This is a genomic window from Paenibacillus sp. cl123, from assembly GCF_900101595.1.
GTDB lineage: Bacteria > Bacillota > Bacilli > Paenibacillales > NBRC-103111 > Paenibacillus_G.
In genome coordinates this window covers 84,235-99,424 of sequence record NZ_FMYY01000023.1, presented here as the reverse complement: position 1 = coordinate 99,424, position 15,190 = coordinate 84,235, and the positions used below count along the sequence as shown (strand labels likewise).

The 15,190-nt window shown below is 53.8% G+C and carries 8 protein-coding genes; all 8 read right to left on the bottom strand.

The genetic code is table 11. The features are described 5' to 3' along the window. Positions 1-3: 3 nt before the first annotated feature. Positions 4-2,094 (bottom strand): beta-galactosidase, encoded by a 2,091-nt coding sequence (locus tag BLR08_RS25275; protein WP_083537490.1) that lies wholly within the window; start codon positions 2,092-2,094, stop codon positions 4-6. A 28-nt stretch (positions 2,095-2,122) separates the two neighbouring features. Continuing rightward, positions 2,123-5,767: a sugar-binding protein gene (locus BLR08_RS25270; protein WP_072336659.1), complete on the bottom strand. Its 3,645-nt coding sequence runs from the start codon at positions 5,765-5,767 to the stop codon at positions 2,123-2,125. Between the two features lie 27 nt (positions 5,768-5,794). After that, positions 5,795-7,471 (bottom strand): response regulator transcription factor, encoded by a 1,677-nt coding sequence (locus BLR08_RS25265; protein WP_072336656.1) that lies wholly within the window; start codon positions 7,469-7,471, stop codon positions 5,795-5,797. Next, complete coding sequence (locus BLR08_RS25260; protein ID WP_072336653.1) at positions 7,443-9,221, bottom strand: sensor histidine kinase; 1,779 nt, start codon at positions 9,219-9,221, stop codon at positions 7,443-7,445. The genes BLR08_RS25265 and BLR08_RS25260 overlap by 29 nt, the downstream gene beginning before the upstream one ends. 36 nt (positions 9,222-9,257) lie before the next feature. Next, complete coding sequence (locus BLR08_RS25255) at positions 9,258-10,133, bottom strand: carbohydrate ABC transporter permease (RefSeq protein WP_072336650.1); 876 nt, start codon at positions 10,131-10,133, stop codon at positions 9,258-9,260. 21 nt (positions 10,134-10,154) lie between these two features. Then, the gene (locus BLR08_RS25250; protein ID WP_072336646.1) at positions 10,155-11,054 is read right to left on the bottom strand and encodes an ABC transporter permease; all 900 of its coding nucleotides are present in this window, start codon (positions 11,052-11,054) and stop codon (positions 10,155-10,157) included. Positions 11,055-11,177: 123 nt separating this feature from the next. Then, on the bottom strand, positions 11,178-12,851 hold the full coding sequence (locus BLR08_RS25245) for an extracellular solute-binding protein (protein ID WP_072336644.1): 1,674 nt from the start codon (positions 12,849-12,851) through the stop codon (positions 11,178-11,180). Positions 12,852-13,129: 278 nt separating this feature from the next. Next, positions 13,130-14,881: an exo-alpha-sialidase gene (locus BLR08_RS25240; protein ID WP_072336641.1), complete on the bottom strand. Its 1,752-nt coding sequence runs from the start codon at positions 14,879-14,881 to the stop codon at positions 13,130-13,132. Between the last annotated feature and the right edge of the window lie 309 nt (positions 14,882-15,190).

The following is a 15,190-nucleotide window of genomic DNA, read 5'->3' as shown; positions in this document are numbered from 1 at the left end:
TCGTCACGGCAATAGGCGCCTCCATCTGAAAAAATAGAGCTCCGTTCCGTTCTCCGGCACATCGATCAAGATCATTTCATTTCCATCATTTACGTCCACACTTTCCGAGGTGTTCATATTCGTAAGCTGTCCGGAAGCTCCGGGAATAATGGAAGCTTTGGCTCTGGCCCCTTTGTTAAAAAGTAAAACCACTTCCCCTTCCGGGTGAGTTAAACGCTGCAGACGCAGTCCAGCGCCTCCGTTCGTCAGGCGGACGCCTCGTGCTCGGAAAGATGCGTGAGAGTTCATTAGCGTCTCGAAGAAACGAAGCAAGCCTTCCACCGGTCTCGCGAAATAAGCTTGAAACAAGCTCGTTCCAACTCTGACCAGCGACCCGTTTTCCAGCTTCCTTTGGGCAACTGAGGGGGCCCCGTTCAAAAACCGTGCAACAAAGGCGGCCTCGCTCCTCAAGCCTAGAGGCAGCCGATAAAACCATCCGGAGATGATCTCTCCGTTCAGCGTTGTCATTTGCAGCCCCTCGTCATCCGTCTCGATCTCGAGTACGGACGCACCGAACAAAGCGTCCACCGCCTCAATCGATTCCCCGCTAAGCCGCCCATCCGCCTCCTTCATCCCGCACAAACCGTCTGCGATGACGAGTCCGCCCAAGCGTGCGAAGTCTTCAAGCTTTGCTATCTCAGCGCGACCCAGCACAATAGTGTTCGGCAGAATTACGATCTCAACCGATTGCGGGATCGGCTCCCCGACAAAACGCTTTTCGTTGCGAAACAGGACCGGCAAGGACAAATCGGAGCACATTAGCCAAGCACCGGCAAGGGCGTCCATATACATATTTGTATTCCTTGGGTTTAGGCGATTGTTGCCTTGCCCTTCAACAGCGCCTAAAGCACACGAGGCCTCTGAATACAAAATCAGGACGCGAGGCGCTGCCGGGGCCGCTTTCGCAAACAAGTTGTCATGACGCTGCAGCATCACTGCAGTCTCCTTTGCAGCCAGCAGCCTCTGAGAAGGCTCCCCGAGCCGATTAAGCAGCGCCCATTCCCCGGCTTCATAGCCGCTGCTGCGGGAATTAAAACACCAGAACACCACGGCCCTGGCTCCAGAACCAATTCCTTCCCAAATCCATTGCTTGATCGTCTCGCGAGAGGGCGTATAGGGGTGATTGCCCGAATATAGAGTCGTTCCGCCCTGCAGCTCCGTCACCCAAAATAGTCCTTCAGGGTGGAGCGTAGCGCTTTTCATCAAATCTGCAAAAAACGCAACGGATTGGCCCCATCTCCGTTCAGGAAAACGCAAAGAGTGCCACATCGGATGAGCGGAGCAGCCAAGGAAATCAACCTGCTCCGCCTCGCTCCAGATCGACTGTCCCATGCTTTGCAGCTCCCGCTGCAAATTATGAGGATTGACATGCACGGGATGCCTCGCATCGTATTTGCGAATCTGCTCACGTATGAAATGTAAATGCTTCGACAAGTTTTCTACCGCAAACCTGGTTTGCTCTAGCTGTTCGGCGAAGGAACGGAAGGGCATCGTGGCAGCCGTTCCTTCGCTTCCCCCTTCAAGCTCAAGCTGCTCGAAGCTGTCAAATTGCTTATAGCTGATTGCATTGTAGCCATCGATATCTCGATATTTATTTTGCAAATAACGAATATAGGCCTGACGGCCGTACCTGCCACTGCCGGCGGAGCGGGTCGGCTCGTTCCATAAAATCCACGAGTCGAGCGCGGGATGTGCGGCGTATCTTCGAACGACCGTCCCGATATACCTTGCAGCCGCCTTCTTAAATGATGGATCGTCCAGTTCCGCCAGCTCCTGCATGCTGTCGGTCAATCTCATCCACCCCGGCGGGCTGCCGGACATCAGCGTGGGAACGACCGTCAGCCCTGAAAGCAGCGCCTGATCGAAGCAGGCGTCGTAGGTGTCAAATACCCACTGGCCCTCCTTTGGCTCCAGCTGCTCCCATACCATAAACAGACGGATCACACTCAGTCCGTTTTCCGCCATCAAACACACCCAGTTTCTTATCTGTTCGGCCGTATCTTCTTTATTGATGAACAATTGGCTTCCTATTCGTATGCCTTTTCTATCAGTCATAGCGGACAACCGCCTTCCTCACCGTTCATTACTCGTGCATCATTCCCCAAATAAATGCCGATATGTCATCCATGTCCAGTTTCCCATCCTGATTATGGTCGTACATGCGCACCTGCCTCCAAGTACCGTCTCCGCCGGTTGCCAAATAATGGCGGCCCATCACCGCCAAATCCCCGATATCACGGTTCCGGTTGACCGATCTTTTGAAGGATTCCATGGCCGTATGCAGGCTCAAAGCCGCTTGATTCGCTTCGGCTTGGCTCGCAGCACCGCCGGCAACGGCTTCGGCAGCATCAACCGCTGCTTGAAGCGTCTCAAGCGCGGACTGCGGATAATGTCCCCACAGCGTAGCACTGAAGGCAGCTGCCTCCAATCCCGCCTTCGCCTCGGCAAGCTTCGCAAGCAGCGCGGTTAGATCGAGGCCATAAACCGTGAGCTCGTTTGGCTCCCCTCCGCCAATACCCTCAATATCGCCATTCCCGTCGGCAACTCTTACGTCGGATAAATAAATGGTGCTGTTCATCGTTCCGGTTATTGGCAACACCCTGAATTGCAGCCGGATCACATCCTTCGTTCCCGTAAGAGAAGCCCCTAAGCCGTAGGCGATCAGCTTCACGCGGCCTTCCCCATAGACGGAATCTGTGACTGTTACCTGATTCATCAAGGATTCGGCTCCTATATATTCAAGAACAGCCGGATCGAAATGGATGATAGCGGACTGTGCATATACGCTGCTCGTTACATCATGCATACTATAAGTTAGCGTAAGAGTCTGACCGGCCGCCGCCTGGGCAGGTCCGCTTAATGCCGCGCTGCCGCCTAAGGAATCCGGGTCTTCCAGCTCCACGAACGTCGTCACGCTTTGCGCAGGGAATGTATAGGAGAGCGCACCGTTTTCAAGCGTTCGGCTCTCCTGTTGAACCAAATCCTCGCTTGCGCTTGTGCGGTATATGTCCACGGACGGTGCGCTAAATCCATAGACGGGCGATTCGATCGATGCCATCGAATCGTTGATGACTACTACGGCGGCTTTCCCCGTAATGGGATCCTTGGCTGCCGTAACATGAAGACTTCGGAAGCCGCTTTCCGCTTCAACAACTACATCACCAGGACGAATGAAGCGACTGAACTGCCCCATCGTATACAATCGTTTATTAAAGCTGTAGGTGCCATCCGATCTCAGCTGAACAAGCGCCTCTCCGCTGTTCGTATTGGTCGGCGTAACGAACCACCAGCGCAGCCAGCCGTGATATCCCTGAGACAACGCCTCCGCAATCTGCTTCGCATTGTCGACTCCGTCCTTAATCGACGGATCGTTAGCAGCCGTAGACGAAACCTCCGTCTGAAAGAGCGGCTTGCCGAAGCCTGATAAATTCGTTGTATGGCCCCCGTAGCTATGGGTAGGGATGAAGTCCAGCTTCGATCTCGTCTCCTCGCTCATGTGGGTCAAATAGTCAAAGGTAGTCAATTTCGTATTGCCTTCCGGAGCACCTACCATTACAGGCAAGCCTGCTCCATGTACGGCATCCGCCACTTTGCCGGCGACGGTATCCATTTCTTCATACGTATATGCCGCCGAGGCGTATTTGACGATCGTATTCGGTTCATTCTGAACGCTGAGCCATTTGATATCAAAGCCGTGTTCGTTGCGATAACGCTCCACCCACGTTTTCAAATAATCGGCGTACGTGTCATAATACTCGGGAAGGAGGTGGCCCCCGTTAATCTCCGATTGATTGTCCTTCATCCAGGCAGGAGCGCTCCAGGGCACGGCGTAAAACCGCACATCCTCTCCACGCGAGATCGCCTCATTGGAAAACCAAATCTGGTGCGCGTCCGTATCCCAATCCCATACACCTTCGGCGGGCAGCGCAGTTGCCTGCAAGGCATTTGTCGGAATCGGGTCCGTTTTTTGAAAAGGATTTACTTCCAGCCGTACGACGGTTAATCCTGCGCTGCTGCCGGTCGTTCCGAACAGCTTCTCGAGAATGATTTCCTTGCCCTGCACATCAGGAAAATTCATCAGATCGTGAACCGGATTATTGGCGGACCCGCCGAAGCCCCAAATGTCCTGACGCTCTCTGCTTGTATCCACATAAATGTCGTTCGTTCGAATTCTGACGATCCCCGCAGCCGCATCCCAGTCCACTGTCGCGCCAAGCAAGCTTAACATCGAGACCGGTGCCATCAAAACACCTTGCTCGGAAAGCATAGCGGAAGCTTCCAGCTCCACCGGCTCACCATCAAGCAGCGCGAGAGAACTTCCCGAGGAAAGCTCCAGGACGGCGCTGCCCTTCACCGCGGTTGCCTTCTCAGTCTGCGGATCCCACTGAGTCTGAGCACGGAACGCTTGCAGCAGCTTCACCGCCGGAGCCATGACTACCCCGTCAAGCCTCAATAGCTCACCTGCTTCAAACTCCAGCCGCTTGCCGTTCATATAAGCATTGATGTTTAGCCCGCCTCCCGGCAAGGAGCTGTCGAGCAGCACAATCGTCCCCCAGCCGGATGCATCCTTAAACGAATTGTTCGTTGGATCGTGCCATTTGGCGATTGATTGGCGGCTTCCGGTGCCCGGATCATCATTCACCTGCAGCTCAAAGCCCATGACTAGTCCCGGCTCAGCTTGTACGAATTGGATCGGAATGGCCGCCTCTACCAGATAGCCATACTCCGTCTCCGATGCGCCGGACTGAAACGTTTGCAGCGCCTGGCCCCCGAAGCTGCGAGCATTCATATAATTGATCCGGTAATGAGAATCGTTCGAATCTAGCGTTACTGATTTGGCATTATCCTCATCCAAAAAGATTTCAATTGAATCCTGCTCGTGAGCTAAAGGATTCACGACGCTTCGGACCGGATCGTATACGGACGCCAGCACGTATACGGCGGTTTCGTCCCACAGCAGTTTGGCCGCAGCGGTAGCCCCCGACTGTCCTCTGCTGAATATATCCGTGCGAATCTCGGTCGCGTTCTCCCATACAGCATCCGGCTGTCCATCAATGACAGGCGTCCCCTTGTATACCGCCGCCGAAACGACCGGTGTCTCAGGCTCGCCGGGTTCCTGATATTCGCTTACAACAACCTCGTCAACATTGACAACAGCAACCACTTGATTGTAAGCCCCCGCATACATCTGTTCGACGGTAATCCCTGTAATCGGCTTGTCTCCGACCGTATAGGTCATTTTCAGCTCCGCCCATTCCTGATCCGTGGCAAGGAAGCTGTCCGCCGCCTTCGTATATTGCTGTGGAACGGTGCTGTCCATGACCGAAAGAAAGAACAAGCCCGCCTTCACCGGACTCGCGCCGTTTACCCGAACACGCGCGGATATCGTGTATGTTTTACCCGGTGTTACATCGAGGCCGCTGAAGGCATCCAATATTTTCAAGCGGTACACCTTGTCGAGCCGGTCGGCCATTTTGACGCTCTGCCCTATGGCAGCGCTTCCATAAAACAGAGTATCATCGAGACTTATCGAGCTCATCTGCTGCCCGCCTCCCGCTCCAAGGTTAGCTTCGCTTACGTCGGCCGCATCGTCGAAATGCAGCCTTACCGAAGCTGCCGCCTGAACGGGAGGCGCCGGCAGCGCGCCCGCCGTCATAATCAAGACCAAAAGGAAAATCAGCCATCTCCTGCACTGCGCTTTCATAGTACGCATATCGAGCTTATCCATCACTTACACTCCTTTAGGTTCAATTCGTTATCGATTGCTTTGATCCCTGAACTCCTGGGGCGTCATCCCCCACAGCTTCTTAAATATGCGGCTGAACGAAGGGGCAAATTCATAGCCTACGGCGGAGGAAATTTCGTGAATTTTCATATCGCTGTATGTGAGCAGCTCCTTGGCCTTATCCATGCGGGCGCGGGTAATAAAATCGGACAGGCTCTCGCCGGTAAGCTTCGCATACAATCTGGATAAGTAAAAGGGATGCAAATGCACAAGCTCGGCCAATCGAGGCAGCGACAGGTCCTCACGCAAATGGTGCCGAATATGCTCATGAAGCCGCCCGATCAAATGATCGTGGCTGTGCCCGCGTTCTCCCTGCTGAAGAAGAAACAATTGACCTGCCACATAGGCGAAATAATGCACCGCCTCCTTCCAGGATGCATGCAGCTTCAGATCGGTAAGCTTATCCAGGCTGATGCCTGCGGGCAGCAGCTGGACCGTATCGCGCCGATTGATGCAGGATAGAAACAAAACCGACATCGAGTAAAAATATTCCAGCCGGAGCGATACCGGGGCCGTTTCCACGAGCTCCGCCAACTCTTGGTAGAGACTCATGAATGCCTCCTCCTCGCCGCGCTCCAGATGCGCTTCCAGCATACCGACACTCTTCAGCTTGTAACGGAGCTGCTGTTCTTGTGCCCTTGCCGCATACGGAGCCTGGGCTTCCGACGCCCGTGAGGCAAACAGGACCCTCTCGTCAATCAACGCCATCTCCGCTCCCTTGCCCGCTTCGCTGCTGAGAATGAACTTTAACGTATCGGCCTTCACTCCAACAGCAGACCATGAAGCAGGCTCGCCGGCGACTGCAACCGACAGCGATAGCTTGAGATACCGGCTGCAGGAGGATTGGATCGCCTCAAGCATCCCCCATGCAAACGAATGCAAAGCGTTCCACGGCGCAGCATGCATCTGCTTCCAGCCATCGCCGGGCTGTAAAAAATAAACCAGGCTGTTATAGTCCCAATTCACTTGGGCAAATAGCAGCTCGGGTCCAAACAGTTCCTCGGCAATATTGGCTGCCGCATAGAGCAGCAGCGACTTGTCGGACCGGCCCAGCTCTTCCTGCCATCGGTCCACCTTGCCGACAACGACAAGCACGGGCTCCTCCGCCCGAAATGCAATATCGAGCTCGGCGAATTGCTTGCCGATAACCGGTACGCTGTCTGCAGAATCGCGCAGCAGCTGGAGCCAATATTCCTGCTGCAGCAGCGGGAAGGCCTCCTTGAGCTTGTAGCGGGCCTGCTGTAACGCCTTGCTGTAGTCCATTCTAACCTCGATCTCTTCAATAGCCTTGTCGACCGCAGCGAGCACCTTGTCGTCCTCCTCCATTTTCAGGATGAAGTCAACGACGCCGCCAACCCGCAAAGAGCTCTGAACATATCCGAAATCGTCATAGCCGGTCAAAAAAATAACCTTGCAGGCGGGCCAGCGCTTGATGATTTCTTTATGAAGCTCAAGTCCGCTCATCCCCGGCATGCGCACGTCGGTCAGCACAATATCCACCTTGGTACGGGCCAGCATGGAGATCGCCTCATCGGCCGAGTAACCCTTGCAGACGTCCAGCTTGCCGCTGTAGGCTGCAGACAGCAGGTCCTCCATGCTATCCGCTACGTAAGGCTCGTCATCCACGATTAAGATCCGGTACATCATTTGGCTTCAGCCTCCCTTCCTCAAGCGGAATCAGCAGGGCTGCGCAAGTTCCGCCCCATTGATTGATTGAAACGCTCATCCCGCTGCGGGGACCGAATTTTAGGCGCAGCCTGCGGTGAACGTTCATCGTGCCGGTAACCTCGCCCGCCGGCTCCGATTGCTCCAGACGCTCCCGCCAAGCCGCAAGCCCCTCAGCCGTCGGTGCCGCTCCGTTGTCATTTACGGCGATGGCGAGAATGCCGTCCCGTACCTGTAAAGTCACCTCTAGCTGGCCCCCGCGGCTTATGTGCTCGAGGCCATGGTGGAAGGCGTTCTCCAGAAGCGGTTGTATAATCAACTTCGGTACGGACAGGTCTCCGCAGTTCTCCGGAATGTCGGCGAAGGAAGCAGTGATCCGATTGCCGAAACGGAACGCCTGAATTTCCATATAGCTTCTCGCATGCTCGACCTCGAGCCGCAGCGGCACCTCATCCCCGGGATTGCGCGCCATAAACCGGAAATAATCACTCAGATGGCGGGCCACCTTGCGTATGCTGTCCGCATCCTCCATTTGGGCCATCCGGTAAATCATATAGAACGTATTGTACAGAAAATGCGGGTGTATATGGGACTGCAGCTGCTTCAGCTCAGCCCGTTGGTTATGCAGCTTCTGTTCGTAAAGCTCGTCGATGGCTGCCTTCAGCTTGCGAATCATAATATTGAACTTGTCAAACACGATCTGGAATTCGTCCTTGCTGCTATGACTGATTTTGAGGTCCAGATTTCCGTTTTCCATTTGCCGGAATACTTTAGTCAGGTGGAGCAGAGGACGGTGAATATAGCGGAATATCCACAGGGCAAAAATGACGACAGCCACAACCGACATCCCCAGCAGCACCCAAAAGGTGAAACGATAGGCGCGTAGAGGACCGAACAGCTCACGCTCCGGAATGGCGATCGCCAGATTCGCTTCCAATACCGGCGATTTTGTTTCGGCCACCAAATAATCCCTGCCATCAAGCCGCAGCGTTGCCTTAGGCCAATCCGCGGAATGATCTCGTACCGCCTGCTCAAGCCGCTCGGCCAGCTGCGGGATCGTTTCGCTGGACAGCGTCCAGCTGTCGCTCTGCAGCAATGCGGCACCGTCGCTCGGCTCCAGTATACGCGCCAGCTCCTCTTGGAGCGTCTCGGCCGACAGCTCGAGCTCCAGGACGTATAATGGATTTTGGCGTTCATTGTAAATACGGTCGGGATATACCGATCGGACAAACAACCGGTCGGACCAAACGATGATTGGCCCCTTTGACTGCGAGCGTGTCAGTTTTAAAAAAGCGAATTTATGCTCCTCTAGCGGCAGAACGAAGCCCTTGGTTGTGACCGTTTTGCCAAGCGCGGATAAATGGACGCTTACGCTTTTTACATAGGGACTCGAAGCCTCCAGCATTTGCAGTCGACCGTACAACGCATTGATTGCCTGCGAGATTTGGAAATCGTTCAAAATCGCGGATGACACGCTCAAATCAAGCAAATCTCTGTCGTTGACATACTGCTGCTGAAGCAAAGCAAGCCGCTCGATCTCCCGCTCGACGGAACGGCTGAAATACTCGATTCGCGCTTGCACGGAGCCCGCGATTTCCTTGCGGACATTCTCTTCCCCCCGCTGATTGACAAGCAGGCTTGCGGCATATAACGGCAGCAAAATAAGAAGAAACATCACGATGATTTTTGGAAATATAGACAGTCTTATCTGCTGAACGTATCCCTTTAACACTGGTGGCTTCCCTCGATTCCCCCAAATACCTCCATTTTAGCCCTTCACGCTGCCCAGTACCATGCCTTTTATGAAAAATCGCTGCAAAAACGGATACACCGCCAAAATCGGAAGCGCAGCGAGAAACACCTGGGCGGCAATCGAGGTCCGGTCGGTCACCTCCTGAAGCTCGGGCAAATTTAGCAGTGCCGTATCCCGGTCAATGACTACGGAACGCAAGTATGTTTGCAACGGCATGTGCTCCGGCCTGTTCATATAAATAAATCCGTCAAACCAGGCGTTCCAATGGTTGACCGTAGCAAACAGCGTAATGGTGGCAAGCGCCGGCAGCGACAACGGGACGTACACCCTCCACAGCGTAGTCCAATGGCCTGCGCCGTCCATAAAGGCAGCCTCCTCCAGCTCGCGGGGAATGCCCCGGAAAAAGTTCAGCAGCAGGATGACAAGAAATACCGGTACGGCCCCGGGGAGCACTAATGCCCAGATCGTGTCAAGCAATCCGGTCGCTTTCACCGTCAGAAACGAAGGGATTAAGCCGCCGTGAAACAGCATCGTAAACACGAACACCCACGTATAAATCGTACGTGCCTTAAAGACCTTTACTTCCTTAGAAAGCGGGTATGCAATCAGTATCGCCAGCAGGATGTTCAAACTAACACCTAATGCGATGCGCTGCAAAGAGACGCCAAACGCTTTGAAAAATTCCGGTTTGTTAAGCACGTAATCATACGAGCCGACCGTGAACTGCACGGGCCAAAATTTGACCAGACCCGCCGTCGCCGGCGCACTGCCGCTGAACGAAACCGCCAAAATATGAATCATCGGCAGCACGCACAGCAGCGACAATACCGTTAGCAGCCCATAGGTGCCGAGGAGAAAAAGCTTCGTTGTTAAGCTGGACCGTTCTACCATGCGAGCATCCTCTCCCTTCGATCAAAAAATCCGGTAGTTGGCAAACCTGTACGCTAAATAGTAGGAGCTGGATATAAAAAGGAAGGAAACGACCGATTTGAACAATCCGATCGCGGTGGCAACTCCGTACTGCGCCTCCAAAATGCCGATCCGGTACACGAAGGTGTCAATGATGTCGCCGCTCTCGTATACAGCGGGATTATACAGATTAAATACTTGCTCGAAGCCTGCATTCAGCACCTGTCCCATCGACAAGGTGGCCATCAAAATAATGATTGGCGACATGCCCGGCAGCGTTACGTGCCAGGTTTGGCGCAAGCGGGAGGCCCCGTCTAGCGCTGCCGCCTCATACAGAGACGGATCGATATTCGTTAGCGCCGCCAAATAAACGATCGTGGCGAATCCGAATTCCTTCCATTCGTTGGAGACGACGAGCACGTACGGAAACCAGTCATTGTCTCCCAAAAAGAATACCGGGGACGCGCCTACTCCCTGCAGCGCTTGATTGACTATACCATGGGATGGGGACAACACGTCGATCAATATCCCGCCCAGAATGACCCAGGACAAGAAATGGGGTAAATAAACGAGCGTCTGCACCGTCCGTTTATACCAGGCGTGTCGAATTTCGTTTAATAGCAGCGATACGCCGATCGGCACAACGAGCCCGGCGACGATTTTCATGAACGAAATATAAACCGTATTCCAAATGACCTGGGTGAAATTGGGCAGCTGAAACACAAAGCGGAAATTTTCCCATCCGATCCACTCCGAGCGGAAGATACCTTTGGCCGCCTGAAACTTCTCGAATGCGATCACGATTCCGCCTATCGGGATGTATTGATAAATGAATACGAGGATCAAGCCGGGCAGCAGCATCAGATGAAGCGGCAGCGTAGAGCTTCTTGATTTGGCAAGCATGGCACGCACTCCTTAGAGGCTTCGGCACCTCCCGCTTGAGTACCGGCTTTCGCTCGCTTTTAGCGGGAGGGGCATGCCTCATTTCTTTTTAATGCTTAAGTTCAAAACGCTCTGTCAGGTGCTTTATTTATTGTTCCGGTACCACTCGTTAACTTCCTTCGTAATTTGCTCTCCTCCGAGCTTGCTCCAGTCGCTGACGAACTTCTCGAACTCATCGGGCGCATCGTTGCCCATAATGATCTTGGTGAAAACCGTGCTCTGCAGCGTATCGAGCGATGCCTTCTTCTCAATCATGCTCGGAGTAGGGGGGCCGTAGTACAGCGACCTGCTGTACAAGCCTTTGTCGTAATAGCTCTGGTTGATCGAGAACGCTCCGCCTTCCCCATATATTTTGTTGACGCTCCACATTTTTGGCGACTCGCCCTTCAGGAAGCTTTGAATATGGTTATAGTCGGTCAGCTGATCGCCGGTCAGCTTGTCGCTGAGCTTGCTTTTCATCGCTTCGTCGATCGCTTTGTACTTCTCCAGATTACGGGTTGTCGGAATGAAGCTTCCCAAGTCCGTATACAAATGATAGTTGTTGATCGAGAAAAAATAAGGGTCGTCCGCGGTTTTCATATTTTTGTACTGCTCAATTACTTTGTTTGCCAGCAAAATAAGCGCCTCCGGATGCTTGGACGCTTTGCTGACGGCAAAGTAACCTGCCGCATCCGGCGTAATTTGCGCTTTGACGGGTGAACCGTCCACCGACAGCAGCGGATACGGCTTCCAATCGGTCTTCGGGTCGAGATCATAGCCGGCCTGATACGTCGTCGTTGGCGCTGAGAAGGTAGCGAAATTGATCCCGTTTTTTCCCGAGCTCAAATCCTGTATAGCTTTGGTGCGATCTTTAACGGAAAATTCCTTGTCGATCTGCCCGACCTTATACATCTCCTTCAGCTTCAGCAGCGCCGCCTTCATCTCCGGTTGAATTGAGCTGTATACCAAATTGCCGGACTTGTCCTCGATCCATTGGTCATAGTAAGCGTGGAACCCGTTAACGAAGCCCATCAAGCTGGCATTATTCGTATTAAACGACTTGTACAGGGCGATGCCATACGTATCCGCCTTGCCGTTGTCATCCGGGTCCTTTGTCGCGAACGCCTCGGAGATTGCGTACAGATCGGCCATCGTTTTGGGCTCCGGTAAATTCAGCTTCTTCAGCCAGTCTGCCCGAATCCATACCAGCTGCGCCTGATCGACCGAAGCAGCCGGCAGCGGAAGCGCCATCAGCTTGCCGTTCAAAGTCGCCATCTTCAATGCGTTACCCGCATTGTCCATCACCTTTTTCAAATCGGGAGAGGCATACTTGTTGTATACTTCCGTCAGGTCCGCTATAAGCTCGTTCTCCGCCAGTTGTCCCAGCTGGCTGTCGTTCACCTGCATAAAGTCCGGCAGAGCGTTTGAAGCGATCGTGACATTTACCTTCGATTTATAGTCGGCCCCTTCCGGCGTGGTCCAAGCGTATTTCAGCTTGATCCCCAGCTCCCTTTCAAACAGATCGGTCCAGACGTTTTTGTCATTGGTCTGCCCGCCCACGAACTTCGCGGCATTGTACATTTGTTTGGCCGTCGTTATTTCGATGGGTGGATCGTATTTGGCGTTCTGCGGGTCCGCCGCCTTCTGCTCCTTTCCCGCTGCTTCAGACAGTTTCGGCGTCGCCTGTTCTTCGGTTTTGGCGCTGCAGCCTGCGGCGACCGTCAGCGCGAGACAGCCCGCAAGGATGGAGCGGGTTGTTCTTATGGATAGGATGCTCATGGTAGTCCCCCTTCTAGAAAGCTCGTTATTTGAACTTCTGACCTCATTATAGCTTCTCAGGAAAACGCTTTACTACAAGCATTTCATTACTTTTCTTATGCATGGATAACTTGTTTAACCGGAGGAACGATAGCTCGGGCAAGCTTTGAGCTTGCCGGAAACGCCAAAAGGACCGCCGGAGCGGTCCCTTGGGCTTGCTTCGTATTTGAGCGCTTTACACCATGGCTGCAACGCTCTTCAAGGTATCGGGGTTCCGCCGCCGCATGCAAACGGCCTGGTTAATCGGCCATCTGAGCGGCCTGATAATTCCCCACCGCTTCCGTAACGGTTAAATAACGATCGTAAAAGCGCAGCGCCTTCACGGCGCCCTGCAAGTTAGCGGCAATCCTAATCGCAGACGATCCATTCAGGCTGCGCATATAAGGATTGAAGCGGCCAAAGCCGAACTGACGATACGTTCCTCCGTCGCACAGCTCCCCATCCACGACAAAACTTATGATTTTGGCCCCGCCGTCTACGATGGCCGTAATATGATGCTCCACACCAACCGTGAGCAGGCCTGGATCGCAATCCCAGGAGCTGCGGGTTCTTCCGTCGTTTAACTCAAGCTGCACCGTTCCGGCGTCAGTTGTATACAGCACGATACCGATTCCGTCGGAGCCTCTGCAATCCGCAATGATCTGGCCTTGGCTCAGACTATCTAAAAGCAGACGAACCTCGAGTGTAAAGCCTCCGCCTGCACGGAGGTCCGGAATCTTGGGGCATGCCGCCGCAGCGCCAGCTGCGCACTCGCCTTCCGAAAGCTCAAGCGCCAAGCCCTTGGTTTCGACGATCCGGCGTTCCGCCTGGCTCCACATGCCCTCCAGCAGCTTGGAGTCGATTTCGTGGACTCGGGCAATTGTCTTTTGCGTTTCTGTAATAAAATATTTGCCCTGATCCTCTATGAAATCGGGGTAACTGATCCTCGTTGCCGGATCGTCCGCATACAGCATGAGCTCCGGCTGGGACCAGTGGATGAAGCCGTTCCGCTCCACTCCTCCTGCCAACCAAACGGGATTGCGCAGCTCGTACGGCTCGCTCATCTTCTCCGGGGTCATCTCGCTGGCCCAATTTTTCCCATGGTTATGAAACCATAGAATATATTTGCCATTGCCGAACTTCCGGACGAAGTTTGCCGCGCGCGGATGCTTGATCTTGCGTCCTCCCGGCGTATACACCGCGTGAGCGGGCGGCGTCCAGGTGCGCCCGTCGTCCCTGCTGTAAGCATGACAATTGTGCCCTTCTGTCGTCCGATAGGTGCAGTAGAGACTGCCATCGTGCATACTGACCAGATTGTGCTCATCGGCTACCGCGCTTTCCGGTGCGCGGAGCCCTACATCCCCGTCCGGAAGTGTCTCCCATCGTAGAAGTGACGGGTCGGATTCTATCAGCAAATTATCGCTTCGGACGAACGCGCCCTCCGATGACTCCATAAAACCGTCCCCGAAGCTGCCTACCTTGGCCAGCCCGATATACAAGCTCCCTTTATGAACAATCGGCTTGCATACGCTCCAGAAGAAACGAACCTCGCCGCGGTAAGGGTTGTCCTGATCGATCCGGAATTCGCGCACCGGGATCGTGTACCGCTCGTCAGACCATGTAAAACCTCCATCGTCGGAATATTTAAATACAAACTCCCCGAGTGTATCTACGCGCTTCGCCGCCCATTCGTATCTGGCGGCTACGCGCTCAATGTTAGCCGCATTGTACGTATAGAAAGCGTAAATGCGCCCGCTGGGCGCAAGAAACGGCGTAACCCAGGATGCCTCGGGGGGACCAGGAGGCTCAATATCAATGAGCGGTGACCATGTCCTGCCTTGGTCCTTGCTAACGGTTGCCACAATATGCTGGTCCCGCTCTCCTTCCTCGCCCTTGCCGGTGGTCATTACACAGACCCAATTGCCGTCTGGCGTCACTACGACATAAGGCTGATCACAATAGTTTTCCTTCGGAATAAGATTGCCATGAATGATATTTCGCCAGTCCTTCATTCAAATTCCCTTCTTTCCTGTTTCCGATTGCTTATTTCCAGACTTACCATTCCGCCAGCGTAAAAGAAGCGTACCATATATGCCAAGGCCATTTGTGCATAATTTTTGGCTTTTTGATATACAAAATTTCGAAGTTTCGCCCTATGTGCGCAAGCGCTGGCATGGCCGTATCATTAAAAGCGGTCCTCCCCGTCAGCCACACATGCGGGCAATCAAGGCTTCCCGGAAAATGCCCATGTCCTATGCAATCCTTACTCTCCGACCAATGCAGCGTCCCGACCAGCTCTACAAAGTTTCGCCTGCGCTCTT